This is a genomic window from Neobacillus sp. PS2-9 (genome assembly GCF_030915525.1).
Taxonomy (GTDB): Bacteria; Bacillota; Bacilli; order Bacillales; family Cytobacillaceae; genus Neobacillus.
This window is the reverse complement of the sequence record NZ_CP133269.1, coordinates 1126055-1145636: the sequence shown is the minus strand read 5'-3', so window position 1 is coordinate 1145636 and position 19582 is coordinate 1126055. Positions and strand designations below refer to the sequence as shown.

Sequence of the window (19582 nt, the reverse complement as noted above, 5' to 3'; positions counted from 1 at the left end):
GAAAAGCACTGGACCGCTCTTGTGAGGTGGCCCGGTGCTTATTTTATTCTGCGAATTTGCCGGCCATGTAATCGCGGTATGCCTGGCGAATTTCTTCTTCGGTATTCATGACAAACGGTCCTCTGGCTACTATTGGTTCATTTAGAGGTCTACCTGCATATAACAAGACTCGGAGGTTTTCCACTGACTTTATAGAGATTTCGCTAGCTTGTCCCGTCTCTGCTTTCTCTAGCAAAAGAACATGCCCTTTTTCAGCCTCTGTCTGATTTTTTCCGAAAAGTCCTTTTCCTTCTAAAATATACATGAAGCCGTTGTAATCACCCGGCAGGTCCTGTGTAACCATTGCACCCGGTTCGACGTTGATTTCAACCATTGTTACTGGAACATAGTTTTTCGTATCAGACTGAATGCCACCTGAAGAACCAGAGAAAATCCTGATTAAGGCTCCGTCTTCTTTACGGACCGGCATGTCTTTCGCACGAAGATTTTGATAGCGTGGTTCTGCCATTTTATGTTCACGCGGCAGGTTCACCCATAGCTGCAAAGAGTGAACAGTCTCCTCTTCGGCTGGGTCCTCAATGTGAATGACACCTCTGCCGGCCGTCATCCATTGAACATCACCCGGTTCCAGCTCCCCTTTACCGGCTTTATTATCTTGATGCTCGAGTTTCCCTTCGATCACATAGGTAACGGTCTCGATGCCGCGGTGCGGGTGGAAGTCAAATGTTCCTTTTTTAAACCAATCCTCTGCTAAAAAAAGAAAAGGATCTGATTCTTTCATTTTGTTAGGATCTAACACCATTCCTGCTATATGAATTGGACTATTCTGGCGATGTTCCACCGTCCAAATCCGTTCGATACCCCTTTGTTGAATAGAAGTCATTATTTTTCCCCCTTTGGTGTTCAAATTAATGGTAGCGCTGTTTGGGGGTATTATCAAATAAAATGGACTGGTTTTGAGGTTCGCCGATTGGATGCGGGAATTCGCCGATAGAACCCACGAATTCGCCGATAAAAAGAACAATGTAATATTTTTTACAAGATCCGATGAATTTCGGCAGGATTTTTAAAATCCTTTTAGAATTTATAAGTTAAAATGAAAGGAGTGATATTGATTGATTATAAAAGAAAGGTCTATACCATTAAAGTTACTCATCTTACAGGCTTTATTGCGTAGTCTCCTTTTAAGCCACGAAAAATATCAGCAAATTTCAGAAGAAGTAGGAAGGCGCTCTGCTGGCTATCAAGGCGAGAAGTCTCTTGACTACTATTATCGGTCGCTTCCACAACAAAAGTACATGATCCTCCACGATTTAAACCTTCCTGACGGTGATTACAACTGTCAAATTGACACTTTTCTATTAACTCCGGAATTCGGCCTAATTATTGATGTGAAAAATATGGCTGGGAAATTAACCTTCGATACTGATAACGAACAGTTTATCCAAAATAACAATGATAAAGAAAAAGGTTACGATTATCCGATTGCGCAAGCAGAACGGCACAGAAAATATATTCAAGAACTGCTTCGGGCTCATCACTTCCCACCTGTTCCAATCGAGTATTTAGTTGTCATCAGTAACAGTTACGCTTCCTACATCATTACAGGGAAAAATTCGTATAAAGTGAAACCTCGAATTTGTAAAGCTGATGTCATGCTAAATCGGATTGAACAATTGGAAAAAACGTTTACCGAACCCATCCTCAATAAAAAAGATCTCCGTAAGCTTGGCAGACTCCTACTGAAAATGAATACTCCACCTACTATTCAAATACTAAAAAAATATGGTATTCAAAAGTCTGATTTGTTAACCGGTGTCCACTGTCCTTTCTGCAAGCATCTGCATCTTATACGTAAAAAACAGCAGTGGTACTGCACCTCTTGCGATACCTATTCAAAAGACGCACACATTCAAGCACTTATGGACTATTTTTTACTAGTTGATTTGAAGATCACTAATATGGAGTTTCGTGAGTTTGTTCGTTTAAGCTCCATTCATATTGCTGGTAGATTATTGCTTTCCGCAAATTTAGACTATACGGGGAAAAATAAAAAACGAGTCTACTTTATGAAGGATTTTCCTACTTAAATCTCAATTCGCGAATAAACCGTCTAGATTCGCGAATACCCTTTATAAATTCGCGAATAAATAACAGAAATTCGCGAATAAACGTTTAAAATTCGCGAATAGAACAACTTTAACACCTCAAAACTCTAAAAAAACATAAAAAGGACGCTACAATTGGCGTCCTTTTTGTGGAATTCTACTCCTAAACCTTCAAATCTCTACCCTCTTCAACGATATGGAAGATTAAATGAGCTAGGTGCTGCATGGCCCCGTATTCTTGCTCCTCTTGCTCCTCCCCTTCAACTTCCTCGTAATCAATGTCATTTAGGTACAGCGCCATAAATTCGTAGAAGTCCTTCAGCTGGAAAGAATAGCAGGCAGAAGGCTCTTCATTTTCTTCTTCATACTGCAGCACCATATAGGATAGATTTCCATCTTTATCTGCTCCATCAAAAAATACAAAGAGCCCAATGTTTGTGTCGAGTTCAAATAAATGCCTTGTTCCACCCTCCGTAGCCTTCCCAAACTCCTCTTGACTAAGCTTTTGGATTTGCATTGAATCCACGTTATCTTCTTGATGAAAACTAACAATAAATGATTTCATTTTGTCCTCCTTAACCTTCTACTGGAATTAAAACACATATTCTTAGGATACCCCTTAAAAGGTAGGATTCATTCTTTTTATCAAAAATAACTATTCTTCCTTTTCATTTCGCTCAATATGATATTCGGTTAAGAGCGGATTTTCAGTTGTAGCAAATCGAGCTGATTGCAAACTCATCTCTGGTTCCATTCCAAATAATTCTTGCATGGCCTTCTTTTCCCACTCTTCCTCCATACTTTTCGGGTCCTTTTCTTGTTCTTTCACTTCAATCACCTCTCTTTACCTTTCATAAAATTAATCCTATTGTCTGCCATCAGATACTCTTACATTCCCACAAATAAAAAAACCCCTGATATTATCAGGGATTTGCTTCCACGATCATCCGATTGGCGGTTGAATAGGGTGGTCAGAAGGATCAGAATAGGCTACATGATGGACCGATTTTTGAACATCTACATTCTTTGCAGATGAGAAAAGTACAAGCATTGAAACTGACATTAATAGTACAACAAATTTTTTCATAGTAAACCTCCTAAGTAATTTTATTTAAATAATTCACAGCTTCCATAATCATTCCCTTACCTTGGTAATAATCAGCAAGCATTTTATAAAAACTGGTAAGGTCATCAATATGTTCATTTGCTTCTTCAAAATAAGGGATTACTTTTGTTTCTAAATATTTAAACCCTTTTGATGGAGAAACCAAAAGGAATAAATAAAAATCTGCTAGAAGCCTATATTTTTTCACACCTAAATCCTTTGCCAATGAATGTACTTCTTGAAAACATTCTCTAGCCTTCTCAACTGATTGAAGATGATAGTTAAGTTCTCCTATGGAATATAAGGTTACTAGATAGTGTTGATTAAAATTAGGTTGCAGGTCGAGACTTTTTTCGTAGTAATACAATGCACCCTTTACATTTTTCATTTTATTTTGCAAATAGCCCATATTATGATAGATTTGCGGAAGCATCCTTTCTTCCTTTAATAACTCAGCATTACGTATCAAATGTTGAAAGCATCCTTGGGCTTCTTCATAAATATTGGAGTGTGTATAATTGATCCCTAGAAGCATCAACGTATGAAGAATTCTATAAAAGTTATGCTGATTCATAAAGATCTGCAAAGCCATTTTCCCAAAATGGATAGCATGACCTGACTGCTCAAGGGAACTTTTTATCAAGGCACGGTGATAAAGAAATTCTCCATCTGTCGTTTCATTACCATTTTCTGCATGCAAGGCTTCCAGGATATCATCTGCATTTTTATATTGACCCTTCCACATTAAAAATACAGCATTATAGTATCTAAATAAATAGTCTTCATGTTGGGAAAAATTCTTCTTCTGCTTGTATAATAGATCCTTTTGACTTTCAGCTTCAGCGACTAAACCTTTAAATATTAAGTATCTAAATTTATATAATTCCCAGACATAAATATACTTGGAGAAAGGTATGATATGCTCTATCTCTTTTAACTGTTGGAAGGTTTCATCAATTTTATCCTTTAGGTAAAAATTAATCTTTTCTGCAAATTCTCGAAGTAAGATTTTGATTTGATCTTCTTTCTCCTCTATCTCTTCCAAACTTATTTCTAGCCGCTCCAATAATAGAGAAATCGTTTCCTCATTCGCTTCTTTGGAGTTATTCTCAATTTTGCTCAAATGCGGGACAGAGCAAATCCCTTTTGCAAGCTCTGCTTGAGTGATTCCTCTTTGAGTTCGATAAAATTTAATTAATGCCCCGAATTCCATATAACCACCAGCTTGCCTTTCGTTTTTTACCATTTTACTACTATAGTAACTATTTTTACAAATATTTTTCAGATTATTTTTAAAAGATTGAATAATTCATTTAAAAGCCATCCAGACCCAGGTCTAGATGGCCATAATCATTATTTTACTCTAGGGAAGCCGAAACCTGAGGCATAATCATCGCCAGTAGTAGCACCTGTTCCACCTTTAATATCATACGCTTTCGCTCTGTTTTGCAGTTCTGCGCGTAGCTGGCTCGCTGACCAAGATGGGTTCGCTGCCCAAATCTTTGCAGCAAGACCAGAGACGTGAGGAGTAGCCATCGATGTTCCACTAATGGTGTTATATCCACCATCCTTCCAGGTTGACTCAATCGCTCTGCCTGGTGCAGATACCTCTACATCACGTTCTTGGATTACATAGTCACCATCAGTTGCTGGATTTCCTCTGGATGAGAAATCTGCCACACGATACGTACCATTTTCCTGTACATTCTCTAATGCAGCTACGGCTACTGCATTGACTAACGCACCTGGGTAACCAATCGTATTGTCTCCAGGGCCGTCATTTCCTGCAGCGGCGACAACAAGTACACCTTTACTATATGCATAATCAACCGCATTAGAAATTAGCGAATCCTTCGAGCTTGACCCCAGTGACATCGAAATAATGACTTTTGAACCCGTCCGTACCGCTTCATCTGCTACTTTATTTATGGCTGCAGCAATATCATCAGAATAGCCGCTGCCACGATCGTTCAATACTTTATAGGACCATAGGTTTGCTTCTGGAGCCACACCGTAAATTCCCTTACCTGTGCTTCCGCCGTTAGCAAGCACCGTACCAGATACATGTGTTCCATGTCCGTTACCATCTGTACAGGTCCCATCTACCCATGAAACTTTTGTTTGTGAAAAGTCTTGACATTGTTTTACGTTGCTAGCTAAATCAGCATGGTTTTTATTTACACCTGTATCTAAGACCGCTACCGTGATGCCACTTCCTCCGGATGTAGCCGCGATGGCAGAATCATTATAGATCGCTTGAATTCCCCATGGTGTTCGATCACTAGGCACTGCACCTGTTGTTCCACCTGGTTTGGCTGCTGCTTCTTCTCTCATGGTTCCTACGTTTACCTCAGAAACTTTTTCAATCGTTAAGTTTTTGTTGTGTAAAAGCGCCTCGTATTGCTGTGCATTGACTGTTGTTGTAAACCCTTTACTGTTAAAGTCCCAGCGAACTCCATAATTTGCCTTTGCTTTTGACTTTTCGGAGGCAGGTCCTTGAATTAATACTCGATAAGATTCCTTACCATTTGTTTGCTGACCAAATGCACCGGTTGCGAACATTGAAATCCCCATTACCACACTCATTACCGTAGCCCCAAGAACTTTCTTTCTCTTCATCAAGAAACTCCTCTCAAAATATGTTTACAGCAAACTCACTGCTCTTTAACTATATTTTGATTTTTCTGAAAATATATGGACAAATAGTCCTATTGGAAGTTGGGAAAATTTTTGATTTTCAACAAAAAAGAGGCAGAAAAAAAATAAAAAGCCAGCACATTAAATGGCTGGCAATCTAAAAATATTTCTTTTTCCAAAATATAAATGCAGTTAAGCTAGCAAAAAAGACCGAGATAGAAAGTGGAATGACATACGGGTGACGAATATGTTGAAACGGAATGTCTACGTTCATTCCATAAAAGCTTGCTACCATCGTGGGCAGGGCTAAAATAATCGTTATGGACGTTAAGAACTTCATCACGATATTCAAGTTATTTGAAATAATGGAGGCAAAAGCGTTCATCATCCCGGTTAAGATCGAACGGTAAGTTTCAGCCATTTCTATTGCCTGTGTTTTTTCAATAATGACGTCTTCCAACAAATCCTTGTCTTCTTCATACATTTTTAGGTAATTAAAGCGCAAAATTTTATCAAGAACGACCTTATTAGATTTTAATGAAGTCGTAAAGTACACCAAACTTTTTTCTAAAGCTAGAAAAGCATATAGTTCTTTATTCTTCAATGACTGGTGAACGACTCGTTCAATTTCATTAGTTTTCTTGTTGATTTGTTTTAGGTACCGAAGATAATACGATGAAATAACAAACAAGATTTGCAGAGCGAAGCGGGTCTTCTTAAAGGTAAAAAACTCTTTAACTCTGTTTCTCTTAAATTCCTCTAAAATCGGTGTATCCTTCAATGAAACAGTGATAATACATTCATCCGTTAGGATAATGCCAATTGGGATGGTCTCATACCCTTCATAGCCTGTTTCATCCTTTACGATATACGGAAAGTCAACGATGATATATACTCTGCCGTCATCACGTTCAATCCTCGGACGTTCTTCATCATCCAATGCGTCTTTTAGGATGTCAACGTCGACTTGAGCATCACTAGACACTCGATTAATTTCTTCTGCTGTCGGAGCATGCATATTAACCCAGCAGCCTTTTGAAATCACATCAACTTTTTCCAAGACTTTTGTTTCCGTACTTTTAAAAATTTCTAACATGCAAAAAACCTCCTCGCCTACTTGTTTTGAGGAAGCCAACAACCTTTTCCAGAGTTGATATTCTTGCTATTATTCAATTCAATCCATTCAAAGACATTGACTTCCCCTCGCCTACTACTTGGGTCCGGGTCAACGGAATAACTCAACAATATCAACTCCCTCTAACTTTTTTATATCCTTTCCTATCATAAACCCTAACGCTCAAAAGTACAAAGGAGTTTTTTATTTATCTTCTGGAAAATACGGATTTAAATGAATCAACACTTCATGAATGTTATCAAATTGATCCATCAGCTTTTGTTTAATGGTTTTGGCGAGATCATGACCTTGCTTAATTGTTTTGAAATGATCAATGGAGATACGTAAATCAACCAATACATAATGTCCATGCTCTCTTGCTCTTATGCGGTCAATTCTTCTAACTTCATCAAAATGATTAATCACTTCAATGTATTCCTGTAGTGTTTCTGAATTGATATTTCGTTCTAATAAGATATCAAATGCTTCCATCAACATTTCCTTAGCAATCTTAAAAATTAAGTAGGCCACAAATATGCTTGCTGCCTTATCTCCATAAAGTAAGAAGTGAATATCCATTCGTTCCCCAACAACGGAAAGTAGGACCCCGATAGCCGCAGCGATGGATGCCACAATATCTGCTTTATGGTCAAACGCAATGGCTTCAATGGCCTTACTATTATGCTGCTGTGCAACCTTAAGTGAACTCCTGTATAAAATAATCTTGGTAATATAAGAAAATAAAGCAACCCACATGGCCAGCAAACTCGGTGACTCCACTTCATGAAAAAAGCCGCTGATTCCCTCGTAAACGACATATATAGCGACAAAGAAGAGTAAGATTCCTATAATTCCTGAAACAATAACCTCCGCTTTCCCATGTCCGTATGGGTGTTCAAGGTCTGCAGGTTTATTCGCTATTTTAATCACCAAAAGGACAATAATCGAAGCAAAGACATCGGCAGCAGAATGAATCCCATCAGCAAAGACGGCATCACTATTTCCGTACCACCCGATGGCAATTTTTCCTACCGTTAAAATAATATTGCTGATTACACTGATCCAGGCTATTTTTTTAGCCAAGGTTTCTCTCATTTCCATACTAAACCACCTTTTTAATTCTTATGCCTTTGGATTGTCTTGATTTTCTTTTATCATTTCAACTTCCTCAACCACAGAAATTTTGTTAATTTGGTCATGAAGAAAATGAAAAGCTTCGTCTAATTCTTCTCTTGATGGAAATTCATTTTTTTTGTTCATTTTTTTCACTCCTTAAAGATTTATTTTTTTATGTGTAATACATGAGTAAAAAGGGAAAAAATACCGTTGTACCAAAATTAATAAAGGAGTGGTTCATTTGGAAAAAAAGAGTACGAATAACAAAAGTGCAGAAATCGCAGGTCGAGTTTTTGATACAAGCGATTACCAAAAAGGGGATGCCCTTTCATCTGGGCTTGCAACCACACATGAACAAGTGAGCGACACCTATATGGAAGGCGATATTGGTGGCGTTAGTGATGACGCAAATGGTCAGGACACCGATAACGCCGAAGAATAAAAATCAGAGAAAACAGCTCTCAATAGAAAGCTGTTTTCTTTTTTGAATAACTTATTTTTCGTCATCCACATACGGATCATGTTCATAGGCTGGTAAGTCGCCGAAACTGGTCATGATTCCCTCTTCATCTAGTGCATTTTCGTATTGCTCATGCTGTGGATTAGGATAAACCGTTATATCCTTTCCATACATATCAGTACCTACGAAATTTTCGAAGTCTTCTACATATCCAACATTTTCGTTTGCTTCTTCGTATATATCCTGATAATTATCCTGTGGGAAGGCTAAATCTGACGGTGTTTCAGAAGTACCCCACTGAGCAACCTCCTGCCAAGAATCCTCTGCATCATAAGCAACATTTTCATCCTTTTCATCCATATCAAATTTCCCGAAATCCGGCATTAATACTCCTTCTTCAACGGGACGATTGTGTGAAACGATTTGATCCGGACTATGTTCAATACAATAAGTAGTATTGGGCAGAGCTTCTAACCTTTCAACTGGTATCTCACTACCACATACTTCACATTTTCCGTAGGTTCCTTTTTCCATGGCTTCAAGAGCGTGATTAATATTTCTAAGCTGTAGCTGATAGTGTTCATTTAATGCAAGATCCTTTTCACGTTCATATAGCTCGGTTCCTTCATCAGCAGGGTGATTATCATAGCTGGACAATTCCCCCATCGACTCATGAAAATGCCCTCTTTCCAAACCAAGATGATCATTTTGTTCTAAATGCTCTTCCACATCATTCTTTTCCTGCAATAATTGTAAACGCAACTCAGCTAACTGCTGTGTAGATAACATGGGATAAACTCCTTTCATGAAAAGCGCAAGTGAATCTTTTTTCAACAAACATTTATACTTTATATTTTCATTTGTTTCGCGTTTGATTATGTAACAAAAATTTAATTCCAGCAAAATTCAATCTGTAATGCTTCCAAGGAATTCGAATAAGATTTGTCTTCACGCGCATCTTAAAGGATATAAATGATGAGAAAGAGGAGATTTTATGGTAAATGAAAACTTTCGTAAATTTAGAAGTGTTCAACAAAAACACGAAGGGGAATATCTAGGTTCTGACAGAGAACAAAAGCCTGGTTTAAATGACCCTGAATATAATAACCAAGATAATACCGATAAATCGCCAGGTGCAACTGGCCGTGACCTTCAATGAGTAAAGCTAAATCGACGAAAGGGGAACAAAGCAATATGAAATGGTGGCAGCTTTCTCTCTTTGGAGTTGGCTGCACAATTGGTACTGGCTTTTTCCTTGGCTCAAGCTTAGCAATAAAGATGACGGGACCATCCATCTTAATTGCATTTATCATTGCTGCCATTGGAACCTACTTTGTCTTTGATGCACTGTCTAAAATGACATCTAAGGAGCCGCTTAAAGGCGGGTTTAGATCCTATGCCAAAAAAGCCTACGGTCGATGGGCAGGCTTTAGCAGCGGCTGGGTGTATTGGAGTTCAGAAGTACTCATTATGGGAAGCCAAATGACGGCCTTATCGATTTTTTCCCGCTTTTGGTTTCCTAAAATACCTTTATGGATTTTTGCCACCATTTACGGTGTTCTAGGAATAACCGTCATTCTTATTGGAATAGGTCTATTAAATAAGATGGAAAACATTCTTGCCATTTTAAAAATTTCTGCCATCTTAATGTTTGTCATTATTGCAGCTTTAGCTATTTTTGGTGTAATCGACGGTGACCGACCAATTTCTTATCCTGACAGCCAGAGAGATATATTTCCTCATGGGCTTAAAGGTTTATGGTCTGCCGTCATTTTTGCCTTTTACGCATTCGGAGGCATTGAAATTTTAGGATTAATGGCCACCAATTTAAAAAATCCTGATGAGGCACCGAAAGCCGGAAAAGTGATGCTATTTGTGCTCACCTTTATTTATGTCCTTTCGATTGGTCTATCTGTGCTTATGGTTCCATGGAAGGAATTTAATTCGAAAGACAGTCCCTTTGTCGTTGCCTTAGATACATATCACCTTTCGTTTGTGCCTCACTTCTTTAATGCTGCGTTAATTATTGCTGGTTTTTCAACAATGACTGCTTCTCTTTATGGGGTTACAAGTGTCCTTATGACCTTAGGAGAAGAAGGAGATGCGCCAGCATGTTTTTCTAAAAAAGGGAAACTAAAGGTCCCTCTATTTACTTTGCTGATTACCATGATAGGAATTACTGCCTCTATTGTGGCAGCATTGGTGATGCCTGATAAAATTTACGAATATATCACAACAGCAGCAAGCTTAATGCTTCTATATAATTGGATTTTCATTTTAGCTTCCTCAAGAAAAATTTTGGAATTGAAGGTAAAGGATAAAATATTCTATTCAATTGGTGCGCTGTTTATTTTGATTGCCGTATCCGGAACTTTGTTCCATGAGACAAGTAGACCTGGATTTTTTATCAGCTTAGCCTTTTTGTGCGTCATAGGTGTCATCACCTTTATTATGCACTTTAAATGGAATAAAGAAAAAAAGAAGAGTAAAAAGAAAGTGCTTAAGCCGTGGCCAACAGCATAGAAGAGGCTGACTCATAAGGGGTCAGCCTCTTCATATTATCCAAATAACACCTGAAAGGCCTGCATGCCGAAGTAAATACCAAAACCGATTAAGGAAACCCCAGAAAGAAGAGAAATACTAACTAGTAATCTGGAGGTCAGAAACTTTCGAAAACTGCTGGCCACTCCTGCCATTGTTATATCCCAAAGTAACAGACCGATAAAAATGGCACTGCTGTAAAGAATCAGCTCGCTGCTGTCATAGGTTGCGGCTGTCTTTGCAAGGACAGAACCGTATATACCCAGCCAAAACAAAATCGTTAGTGGATTCGATATGGACATCAAGAAACCAGAAGCAAATGACTTTATAAGAGGTTCATTGCTCCTCGAATGCTCAAGGTTAATTTTCCCCGCACTCATGAAGGTTTCAATGCCGGTATACATGAGAACAAAACAGCCAAAACACCAAAGAAAAGTTTGCATAAAGGCTGTCTCTAGAAACTGAACCACACCTATGTAAACAACAAGCATATACACTCCATCAGCGACAACGGCCCCCACTCCAATAAGCCAAGAGTGCATAAAGCCATTTCTTATTCCCCTGTCAATTTGTGCTGCATTAATCGGTCCAATAGGAGCAGCAAGCGATAACCCCAGTAAGATATAGCTTAAGAATACATTCATTTTTATCTCTCCCTATTTGAACATAAAAAGCCTGTCTACCCATTTTTATTCAGCAAGGGAGGGTTGTACGACAAAAAAGTAAAAAAGAGCCTCCCTTTAATAATGTGTACCCGTTGTAAAGGACATTTTTAAAAAAAGCCTAGGCAGATTTAAGAAGATGGTCTCTGTATTGAACAGGGGTCATCTTTTTTAAATTCCATTGATATCTATAGTGGTTGTAATACGTCATATATTGCTTAATTTCTCTTTTTAGCTCCTCTAGGGTTGTACATTCTTTTATATAAGCTTCGTCTTTTAAGTGGCCAAAGAAAGATTCTTGAGGTGCGTTATCCCAACAATTACCTCTTCTTGACATAGATTGGCGTAGTTTAAGTTTTTTTACAGCTTTTTGAAAATCCGGATGCGTATAATGTACTCCTTGGTCTGAATGGATCAATGCATCTTTCGCTTTTTTAAAGTGTTTATTCTTCTTTAGTTTTTTAAGAGTGTCTGTGGCTAAATCAATGGTCATACGTTCTGAAATATTATAGGCTAATAGTTCACCTGTGGAACCATCTTTTATGGCTGATAAATAAGCTTTCCGACCTTCACCGTAAAATAAGTAAGTGATATCTGTTAGAAGAACTTTATAAGGGATTTCCTGTTTAAATTCCCGATTTAAAAGGTTTGGTACGACTCTATGTTCTTGTGTGGCTTTCATCATCCGTCTATAGGGATTTGCCTTTCTAATAGGGCAAATAATACCGTATTTCTTCATGATTCTTCTAATCCGTTTTAAATTGTATTTAACATTAAATTGACCCGCCAAAGTCATTTTAATTTGACGTGCCCCTTTCTTACGGCGTTTAAAATGAAAGGCTTTTAGGATGATCTCCTTCACTTTCTCATCTTCCGCTTCTTTTTCTTTTCTTATTTTTTGTGACCGTTCAGAGAAATAATTATAATAACCAGACCGTGAAACACCAGCCACGTTACATAAATAGCTCACCATATTCTTCAACTTATATTTCTGTATAACTGAACGGATAAGGATAAACTTTTGATCAGTGGGTAAGGTTATAGGTTCCTTTTCAGCCCCCTTTCTGCAAATCGTATCTTTTTTAATAGTTCATTTTCTGCCTTTAATAAATTATTTTGAGCTTCTAATCTCGCAAATTTCTCTTCTAGTGTTAGCTCCCTTTCACCAAGTCTCCCTGAATTTTCACCTCTGGTATCGCGTAGACCGGCTACTCCGTTTTCTCTATAGGAGGCGCGCCATCTCTTACCAGCAGCTCTAACACGATCCATTCCTAAAACATCAATATCGAATCCACATTGTTCAAATATCTCTCTAGGTAGCTTTCCACCTGCATTTTCTTCAATGAAAAGATGCTTAAACTCATCTGTATAGGTTATTCCCTTTGATCTAACTGATTTAACATAAGGGTTATTAGAAAGAATCTTAACCTCTTTCTCTGTAAATAATCTCTTACTCATCTGCATTCCCCAATCCCATTTTTCTTAAGTATACAAAAAAGTACCCGATAGAGGACTTTTTTAAGTGTCTACTCTATCGGGTACATTTTATAAATGGAAAGCTCTTTTTAGCCGATTTTATTTGTAAAGACAAAGTATTTTTGCCCTAGATAATTGCTAATGGTATAAAACACACTGCCTAAAAGAACAGAAACATTTTTCGCCATTTCTGGGCTGATGATAAAATATTGGCTAATCCACTCCCCCATTTTCCCACTAAGAAAATAGGAGCTAAAATAACATAGTAATATAACAATGATAAACCGTGACAGCCCTTTATGATAGGAAACCGTACTTTTAAACGTAAAGGCTCTATTTAATAAAAAGCTGACACATGCACCGATTGCATTCCCAGTAAATGTGGAGACCCAATAGCTGGCTCCGACAACATTAAGCAACAAAAACATAATGGCCAAACCAATACCTGTATTCACCAACCCCACAAGCAAAAAACGGACAAGTGAATGATTAGTTGGTATCAGATACTTTTCTGAAATCAAGATTAAATACCTCATCTTCTTTGGTTTGATTAACTAAATGGTGCCTTGGTTTTGGGAGATTAAAGGAATCGATATCGACGATATATTTTGGCCGCTGTTTGGCCTCTTTATAAATTTTCCCGACATATTCACCAATCAGTCCGATTGCGATTAATTGCAATCCACCAATTAACCATATCGATGTAATTAACGATGTCCATCCCATGGTTGTATGACCAAAAAATTTCAGAGTTAAAAAGTACCCTCCGAATATGAGACTCATGAAAAAGGAAATAAATCCAATCAGCAACACAAACCGGATGGGTGACACCGAAAAGGAGGTGATTCCATCAAAGGCAAAGCCTAGCATTTTTTTTAACGGGTATTTTGTTTCACCAGCCTGCCTTTCTAACCGATTATAATAAACGACATCTGATTTAAATCCCAGCAGTGGCACGATTCCCCGCAAAAACATATTCACTTCTTTAAAGCGCTCTAGCTCTTCTATAGCACGTTTGCTCATTAAACGAAAATCAGCATGATTATAGACGAGGTCTACTCCCATCTTTTTCATTAACTTATAGAATCCTTGTGCGGTACTCCTTTTAAAGAATGTATCTGAATCTCTTCCTTTACGTACACCATAAACAATATCAGTGCCTTTTTGAAACTTATTAATAAATTCACGGATTACTTGAATATCATCCTGTAAGTCAGCGTCAATTGAAACAACACAATCAGAAAGCTCGTTTGCGGCAAATAGCCCAGCAAGCAGTGCATTTTGATGTCCGACATTCCTTGATAATTTTAATCCTCGGACATAATCGCTTCGGAGCCCTTCTTTATATATTAACTCCCATGTTCGATCCTTACTTCCATCATCAACAAATAAAATTTTACTTTGATTTGAAACAAGTGCTTCGTTTATCAGATCTTTTAACAGCCACTGAAGTTGATCAATGGTGTCAGGTAAGACCTCTTCCTCGTTATAGCATGGTACAACAATAGTTAGGACTGGTTCCATCATCTGTTCAAAACCCCCGGTGTCTACAAAGTCTTGTATAAGTAAATTTTCCATGCTGATGTCTTTGAAACAAATACTCTATCCAATGAGAGGTGATTTTCCTCGGCATTGTCAATCGGTAAAGCTGAAAGGATGTACCTGCCGCCCATCTCTTTAAACACTTTTGTATTCAACTGCAAATGTTTCAAATGTCGTTTTGAATCTTTTTTTATCATATATCTTTTTCCAAGCTGTGCTGTAAATAGATAACAGCGACCGCCCCATTGGTCAAAGTATGTGCGAATGGTTTTATTTTTCTCTAATTCCTTTTCAATTATTTTTCTAAACTGGTGTTTATAGCTTAAGGGATAAAAATTATTATAGGTATCGATCGTGTAAAATCCATTATACTGAGAAATGGCAGGATGGATTCCGATACTAGCGACGCGGTATTCTTCCTGCCTTAAACCAATATGCTCTTTAATGTCCTTGAACAGATCCTCCGCAAAAAACTCTTGGACTGTTGGCTTTTGTTGATAAATAATCTCATCATTAAATAAGCCTAAAAAAAGAATTTGTAAGAGAAGCAACCACTTTGCAGTTCTGACCCAGCTTCCACCCTGTAAGGCGATGATTTTTAAGGCAAGAGCAAACCCACTATAAATGACCAGCGGTCTTAAAAAATGATACCGTGCAAAATTAAAGGTATTCATAAAATGAAATCGTTTGGTTAAAGGAACCCAGCCTTCATAAAACCAAAAGGCATACCAGATAGATAGCAAAATATTTATTGCAAATAAAAACACAAACAACTTTTCCTGCTTCCAAAGCTTTTTTCTAAAAATAAAATAAATAGCGATAAACGTTGCAGGCAAAATAAATAGAGTATGTACAGTCATGACATGAGTGTGTCCGAGCGTGTAATTCTTTAAGGTAAGCCTTACTGCTCTCCAAAAAGACAAGTGAGCATGAAAATATTCATCACGACTATTCGGCTCTGCTGTATATAAAAAAGAAAAAACGAGGCGGTATTCCACGAGCATAAATATAGAAGTCATATAAGCAATAGCGGTCAAAAATCTTAGATTCCAGCCCTTCCCACGTAAACCATCTACCAGCCAGAAAATCCCCATCGCGCTTAGAAAAAAGAAGAATCCCAATACAATGCTAGCGTACAAGGGCAATAACGTAAGGACAAGATATTCCTTCCAGGTACCAGTCCCTGCTCGAATGTTTAAGAAAGCCCACAGTGCCAAGGGCATCCCTAAAGTGCTAAGCATCCCTGACGGCCAAAATGGTGTTAATGCAAACGCAAGTGCAGAGCCAATTTGCAGGTCCATCCATTTCCCGCCCGGAAGGAAATGTTTCTTTAATAATAAATACATCCCAATAAATGCTACCACCCTTGTTAATGCCTGACTGAGCCCATATGCAATCATCGTTGGGAAAAGTGCATACAACCAAACGATGATGCTGTATTCCGTCCCAAAAGCATTTCTCTGTAGCTGTCCATTGATAATCTGAGGAATAGTGGCATCGACTGCTCCAAACATTTCCCCGCTCCTCGCAAGCACCTTGTACCAAGCCAGGTTTGAATCTAAATTATCATGAACCCGGATATGGGCATTTTCCTGTAAAATAAATAACGGAGAGAGATAGATCACTAGAACTAGTAAAGCAAAGAGGATGAATCTCTGCTCCTTTTTCGTTTCATTAACCACTCTTCTACACCTCAAAACCTTCTTCTCAAAGAGAACTTCCGTTTTAAATTTTGCTTCTAAGATGAAAATTATTCTTCAATCTTACAATTTAGGATAATGAACTATCATTCACGTAAATACTAATTCTTTTTTAACCTGCATAGGATGTAAACAAGGATTCCTAGTCATTTACATGTAAAAGGGGATGAATGAATGATAAAAAAGGCCGTCATACCTGCTGCGGGCTTAGGGACACGATTTTTGCCTGCGACAAAAGCACAGCCAAAAGAAATGCTCCCCATTGTCGATAAACCCACCATACAATACATTGTGGAAGAAGCCGTACTTTCTGGAATAGAGGACATTATTATTGTAACGGGGAAAAACAAACGAGCGATTGAGGACCATTTTGACAAATCGCTAGAATTAGAAATCCAACTGAAAACATCAGGCAAAATTAAAATGTTAAAGGTTGTTCAGAGTATTTCAAATCTAGCTGATATCCACTACGTGAGGCAAAAAGAGCCTTTAGGACTTGGCCACGCTATCTTATGTGCTAAAAAGTTCATCGGAAATGAGCCTTTTGCAGTACTGCTCGGAGACGATATTATTGACAGTGAAGTACCTGCCTTGAGACAAATGATTAATAAATACAATGAGGTTCAGTCCACCATATTAGGCTGCAAAGAAGTGCCCCGTATGGATGTTGTGAAGTATGGAATCGTTGAATACTCTTACAAGTATAACGATATGTTTAAGGTTCAAAGCCTTGTTGAAAAACCATCAATAGCCGAAGCTCCTTCCACCCAAGCCATTGTTGGACGTTACATTTTAAGCCCTGTTATATTTGAAATGCTCGAAAAAATAAAACCAGATGAAAAGGGTGAACTTCAGCTAACCAATGCCATTGATCTTTTACTAGCAAGAGAGCCAATCTTTTCTTATTTAATTCAAGGATCTCGTTACGATGTAGGTGACAAGTTCGGCTTCCTTCAGGCGTCCATCGATTTCGCTCTTAAGCGCCCCGAACTAAAGAAGAAACTGGAGAAATATTTAAGAGACTCCATACGAAAAATCGAAAAAGGCCAGAGCTAAACGCTCTGCCTTTTTATTTTGAGTCGACAAAAATAGACATTTTCCATTATTTACATATTAATAAATTTCCGTTAAAATAAATTTAACCATTAAAATTTTTTTTAACGATAAAATATATTTTGGAAGGATGATCAACAATGTTGAAGATTCTTAGTAACCGGACCTATTTTCGTTTTTGGTTAGGTCAAATCATTTCACAATTGGGCGATGGATTTACACGAATTGCCATTGTCTACTTGGTAGCTACCTTAACAAAGGATCCCTTTGCGATTGGTTTAGTCATTTTTGCCCAGCTTCTGCCAACGGCCTTTTTTGGTATTTTCTTAGGCCCATTAGCTGATAAATACAATCGTAGATGGTTAATGGTCGGGGCCGATGTATATCGAATGGTTATCGTACTTTTAATGATTCCTTTCCACCATTCTGCATTAGCCCTAATCCTACTTATCGCTCTTCAAGGGATTGGTTCTGCCCTCTTTGACCCTGCCCGCTCCTCATCCATACCGGACTTAGTTGGTGAAGAAAATATTCAGCAGGCCATCTCTCTGTCACAATCAACAAGAGCGGCCATGGATATCATTGGTCCTTCTGTTGGTGCCTTATTGATGATGACAAACAATTATAATTTTATTTTTGCCATTGATGCGGTTACCTTCGGCCTGTCAGCTATGTTCATCCTTACACTCCGAAATCTTGGTAGAATGACATATTCAAAAGATGCAGTTAAAGAATCTTATTTCATGTCAATACGCTCGGGCGTAAAAGAGGTCATTGGTATGCCTGCATTACGTTTTTTGCTGATTCTATTGATTCCTATAACACTTGTATGCGGAATATTGAACACCAACCTTATTGCCGTTCTTACCAATCAGTTCCATGTATCCGCCTTCCATTTTGGATTTATTGAAGCCGCTACCGCTGTTGGTGTTATTTTCGGTGCAGGCTTTGCTGCACCATTTGCACTCAAGCACATTAGTCCAAGTACTATTTTTTTAGCAGGTACTGCTGTAATTGGACTTTGGATGGTGGTTATCATCCCTGTTGACAGCTTCCGTTTACAATTTGGCCTCCTGCCTGTCTATATTTGGAGTATAATGGTAGGTGTATTAAACGCCTTTTTAAATGTCCCGTTGAGCAGTTTATTTTTAAAAGTGACACCTGCTGCCTTTAGAGGAAGAGGTTCCTCTTTATTAGGAATAACAGCAAGCACCTCCTCTATTGTTGGAATTTTAGTGGGTGGTTGGCTTTCTAGAGAAATTGGTGTATTGTATGGTACTGCATTCTCAGGTGCCCTTCTAGTCGTTGTTGCGATATTGATGCCATTACTGAAGGGATATAGGAGCCTATCGGAACATAGTGACGCAGACGCTGTCCGAAAAGCAAAGCAGCCTGCGGCCGTTAATTAATCTTGGAGGTACGTTTGTGAAAAAAATAGATGATATTGAAATTGCAAAAATGATGTTAGATGTAAGAAAAAGAAGTATTATTGACATTGCTAGCAAACCTGTGACCGTCAGTCAAATTGCCGAGGAATTAAATGAAAAACAATCTCGGCTATATTATCATGTAAAAAAGCTGGAGGAGGCAGGATTACTAGAATTGGTGGAGACCCGGCAACAGGGGAATTTAATTGAAAAGTACTATCAAAGAACCAAGGTTGCAGGAGAAAGATTTGAATTGGATGAAGCATTATTAAGAGAACATCATGATTCAGTCATGGAGGAAATCATGAAACTTCTTGAGCCTGGCTTGAAGCTCCTTCAATCCGAGTTAAAACAAGGAAAATCAGATTTTGATAAGCAAGTAAATTTAATGATTAGTTTGCCTACCCTGACAGGCAGAGAATGGGAAACCTCTCATGATCGAATGATGCGGTCGATTCGCGAAGAAAGTGAGCAGCAAGGCTCCTTCGAGGATTACAGTCTGCCAAAGCTTTCAGAAGAAGACAGAAATAAAAAGTCAAAATATGCTTATATCATGTTAAGTTATCGAGTCGAAGATGCTCAGTAACGATCGATGACTGTGGAGGCTGACTCATTTGAGTCAGCCTCTTTCTATCTCTTAA

The 19582-nt window shown here is 38.2% G+C and carries 22 protein-coding genes; 7 read left to right on the top strand and 15 right to left on the bottom strand.

Annotation, left to right across the window (positions count from 1 at the left end; genetic code table 11):
* Positions 1 to 43: 43 nt before the first annotated feature.
* The gene (locus RCG25_RS05610; RefSeq protein ID WP_308082703.1) at positions 44 to 883 is read right to left on the bottom strand and encodes a pirin family protein; all 840 of its coding nucleotides are present in this window, start codon (positions 881 to 883) and stop codon (positions 44 to 46) included.
* Positions 884 to 1115: 232 nt separating this feature from the next.
* Between RCG25_RS05610 and RCG25_RS05605 the strand changes: the two genes are divergently transcribed.
* Complete coding sequence (locus tag RCG25_RS05605) at positions 1116 to 2090, top strand: nuclease-related domain-containing protein (RefSeq protein ID WP_308082702.1); 975 nt, start codon at positions 1116 to 1118, stop codon at positions 2088 to 2090.
* Between the two features lie 181 nt (positions 2091 to 2271).
* Here the strand turns inward: RCG25_RS05605 and RCG25_RS05600 are convergent, their stop codons facing one another.
* The 8 genes from RCG25_RS05600 to RCG25_RS05565 all read right to left on the bottom strand — a co-directional run bounded on the left by RCG25_RS05600 (position 2272) and on the right by RCG25_RS05565 (position 8224).
* A complete protein-coding gene (locus tag RCG25_RS05600; RefSeq protein WP_308082701.1) occupies positions 2272 to 2673 on the bottom strand; it encodes a cytosolic protein in 402 nt (133 codons plus the stop codon).
* A gap of 90 nt (positions 2674 to 2763) precedes the next feature.
* Positions 2764 to 2937, bottom strand: a complete 174-nt coding sequence (locus RCG25_RS05595; RefSeq protein WP_308082700.1) for a hypothetical protein — start codon at positions 2935 to 2937, stop codon at positions 2764 to 2766.
* A 114-nt stretch (positions 2938 to 3051) separates the two neighbouring features.
* Complete coding sequence (locus tag RCG25_RS05590) at positions 3052 to 3195, bottom strand: hypothetical protein (protein WP_308082699.1); 144 nt, start codon at positions 3193 to 3195, stop codon at positions 3052 to 3054.
* 10 nt (positions 3196 to 3205) lie between these two features.
* Positions 3206 to 4426, bottom strand: a complete 1221-nt coding sequence (locus RCG25_RS05585) for a helix-turn-helix domain-containing protein (protein ID WP_308082698.1) — start codon at positions 4424 to 4426, stop codon at positions 3206 to 3208.
* A gap of 140 nt (positions 4427 to 4566) precedes the next feature.
* Complete coding sequence (locus RCG25_RS05580; RefSeq protein ID WP_308082697.1) at positions 4567 to 5832, bottom strand: S8 family serine peptidase; 1266 nt, start codon at positions 5830 to 5832, stop codon at positions 4567 to 4569.
* A 175-nt stretch (positions 5833 to 6007) separates the two neighbouring features.
* Positions 6008 to 6946 (bottom strand): magnesium transporter CorA family protein, encoded by a 939-nt coding sequence (locus RCG25_RS05575; protein ID WP_308082696.1) that lies wholly within the window; start codon positions 6944 to 6946, stop codon positions 6008 to 6010.
* A 222-nt stretch (positions 6947 to 7168) separates the two neighbouring features.
* Positions 7169 to 8065 (bottom strand): cation diffusion facilitator family transporter, encoded by an 897-nt coding sequence (locus RCG25_RS05570; protein ID WP_308082695.1) that lies wholly within the window; start codon positions 8063 to 8065, stop codon positions 7169 to 7171.
* A 21-nt stretch (positions 8066 to 8086) separates the two neighbouring features.
* Positions 8087 to 8224 (bottom strand): hypothetical protein, encoded by a 138-nt coding sequence (locus RCG25_RS05565; RefSeq protein WP_308082694.1) that lies wholly within the window; start codon positions 8222 to 8224, stop codon positions 8087 to 8089.
* A gap of 97 nt (positions 8225 to 8321) precedes the next feature.
* Between RCG25_RS05565 and RCG25_RS05560 the strand changes: the two genes are divergently transcribed.
* On the top strand, positions 8322 to 8522 hold the full coding sequence (locus RCG25_RS05560; RefSeq protein ID WP_308082693.1) for a YozQ family protein: 201 nt from the start codon (positions 8322 to 8324) through the stop codon (positions 8520 to 8522).
* Between the two features lie 51 nt (positions 8523 to 8573).
* On the opposite strand, the gene RCG25_RS05555 is transcribed toward RCG25_RS05560, so the two are convergent.
* A complete protein-coding gene (locus RCG25_RS05555) occupies positions 8574 to 9329 on the bottom strand; it encodes a yteA family sporulation protein (protein ID WP_308082692.1) in 756 nt (251 codons plus the stop codon).
* A gap of 205 nt (positions 9330 to 9534) precedes the next feature.
* On the opposite strand from RCG25_RS05555, the gene RCG25_RS05550 reads away from it, so the two are divergent.
* A complete protein-coding gene (locus RCG25_RS05550; protein ID WP_308082691.1) occupies positions 9535 to 9699 on the top strand; it encodes a hypothetical protein in 165 nt (54 codons plus the stop codon).
* A 35-nt stretch (positions 9700 to 9734) separates the two neighbouring features.
* The gene (locus RCG25_RS05545; protein ID WP_308082689.1) at positions 9735 to 11063 is read left to right on the top strand and encodes an amino acid permease; all 1329 of its coding nucleotides are present in this window, start codon (positions 9735 to 9737) and stop codon (positions 11061 to 11063) included.
* Between the two features lie 35 nt (positions 11064 to 11098).
* Here RCG25_RS05545 and RCG25_RS05540 read toward each other — a convergent pair whose 3' ends face one another.
* The 5 genes from RCG25_RS05540 to RCG25_RS05520 form a co-directional block, all read right to left on the bottom strand.
* A complete protein-coding gene (locus RCG25_RS05540) occupies positions 11099 to 11725 on the bottom strand; it encodes a LysE family transporter (RefSeq protein ID WP_308082688.1) in 627 nt (208 codons plus the stop codon).
* Positions 11726 to 11864: 139 nt separating this feature from the next.
* A protein-coding gene (locus RCG25_RS05535) for an IS3 family transposase (protein ID WP_308080071.1) occupies positions 11865 to 13201 on the bottom strand; the annotation gives its coding sequence in 2 pieces (ribosomal slippage) (positions 11865 to 12814 and positions 12814 to 13201; 1338 coding nt in all).
* Positions 13202 to 13308: 107 nt separating this feature from the next.
* Entirely contained in the window at positions 13309 to 13740 is a 432-nt protein-coding gene (locus RCG25_RS05530; RefSeq protein WP_308082687.1) for a GtrA family protein, read from the bottom strand.
* Positions 13709 to 14746, bottom strand: a complete 1038-nt coding sequence (locus RCG25_RS05525) for a glycosyltransferase (protein WP_308082686.1) — start codon at positions 14744 to 14746, stop codon at positions 13709 to 13711. Before RCG25_RS05525 ends, RCG25_RS05530 begins: the two co-directional genes overlap by 32 nt.
* A gap of 20 nt (positions 14747 to 14766) precedes the next feature.
* Complete coding sequence (locus tag RCG25_RS05520) at positions 14767 to 16443, bottom strand: DUF6044 family protein (RefSeq protein ID WP_308082685.1); 1677 nt, start codon at positions 16441 to 16443, stop codon at positions 14767 to 14769.
* A gap of 192 nt (positions 16444 to 16635) precedes the next feature.
* On the opposite strand from RCG25_RS05520, the gene galU reads away from it, so the two are divergent.
* The 3 genes from galU (at position 16636) to RCG25_RS05505 (ending at position 19527) form a co-directional block, all read left to right on the top strand.
* Positions 16636 to 17517, top strand: coding sequence for a UTP--glucose-1-phosphate uridylyltransferase GalU (gene galU, locus RCG25_RS05515; RefSeq protein WP_308082684.1), 882 nt, complete (start codon positions 16636 to 16638; stop codon positions 17515 to 17517).
* A 137-nt stretch (positions 17518 to 17654) separates the two neighbouring features.
* The gene (locus RCG25_RS05510; RefSeq protein WP_308082683.1) at positions 17655 to 18923 is read left to right on the top strand and encodes an MFS transporter; all 1269 of its coding nucleotides are present in this window, start codon (positions 17655 to 17657) and stop codon (positions 18921 to 18923) included.
* A 16-nt stretch (positions 18924 to 18939) separates the two neighbouring features.
* A complete protein-coding gene (locus RCG25_RS05505; RefSeq protein ID WP_308082682.1) occupies positions 18940 to 19527 on the top strand; it encodes a winged helix-turn-helix domain-containing protein in 588 nt (195 codons plus the stop codon).
* The last annotated feature ends 55 nt before the right edge of the window (positions 19528 to 19582 follow it).

What these genes read in the sequence shown, in the direction of transcription:
- RCG25_RS05565 (WP_308082694.1), bottom strand. Translation starts at nt 8,224, where the DNA reads ATGAACAAAAAAAATGAATTTCCATCAAGAGAAGAATTAGACGAAGCT.
- RCG25_RS05600 (WP_308082701.1), bottom strand. Translation starts at nt 2,673, where the DNA reads ATGAAATCATTTATTGTTAGTTTTCATCAAGAAGATAACGTGGATTCA.
- RCG25_RS05580 (WP_308082697.1), bottom strand. Translation starts at nt 5,832, where the DNA reads ATGAAGAGAAAGAAAGTTCTTGGGGCTACGGTAATGAGTGTGGTAATG.
- RCG25_RS05610 (WP_308082703.1), bottom strand. Translation starts at nt 883, where the DNA reads ATGACTTCTATTCAACAAAGGGGTATCGAACGGATTTGGACGGTGGAA.
- RCG25_RS05555 (WP_308082692.1), bottom strand. Translation starts at nt 9,329, where the DNA reads ATGTTATCTACACAGCAGTTAGCTGAGTTGCGTTTACAATTATTGCAG.
- RCG25_RS05570 (WP_308082695.1), bottom strand. Translation starts at nt 8,065, where the DNA reads ATGGAAATGAGAGAAACCTTGGCTAAAAAAATAGCCTGGATCAGTGTA.
- RCG25_RS05525 (WP_308082686.1), bottom strand. Translation starts at nt 14,746, where the DNA reads ATGATGGAACCAGTCCTAACTATTGTTGTACCATGCTATAACGAGGAA.
- galU (WP_308082684.1), top strand. Translation starts at nt 16,636, where the DNA reads ATGATAAAAAAGGCCGTCATACCTGCTGCGGGCTTAGGGACACGATTT.
- RCG25_RS05510 (WP_308082683.1), top strand. Translation starts at nt 17,655, where the DNA reads ATGTTGAAGATTCTTAGTAACCGGACCTATTTTCGTTTTTGGTTAGGT.
- RCG25_RS05540 (WP_308082688.1), bottom strand. Translation starts at nt 11,725, where the DNA reads ATGAATGTATTCTTAAGCTATATCTTACTGGGGTTATCGCTTGCTGCT.
- RCG25_RS05550 (WP_308082691.1), top strand. Translation starts at nt 9,535, where the DNA reads ATGGTAAATGAAAACTTTCGTAAATTTAGAAGTGTTCAACAAAAACAC.
- RCG25_RS05590 (WP_308082699.1), bottom strand. Translation starts at nt 3,195, where the DNA reads ATGAAAAAATTTGTTGTACTATTAATGTCAGTTTCAATGCTTGTACTT.
- RCG25_RS05545 (WP_308082689.1), top strand. Translation starts at nt 9,735, where the DNA reads ATGAAATGGTGGCAGCTTTCTCTCTTTGGAGTTGGCTGCACAATTGGT.
- RCG25_RS05575 (WP_308082696.1), bottom strand. Translation starts at nt 6,946, where the DNA reads ATGTTAGAAATTTTTAAAAGTACGGAAACAAAAGTCTTGGAAAAAGTT.
- RCG25_RS05585 (WP_308082698.1), bottom strand. Translation starts at nt 4,426, where the DNA reads ATGGAATTCGGGGCATTAATTAAATTTTATCGAACTCAAAGAGGAATC.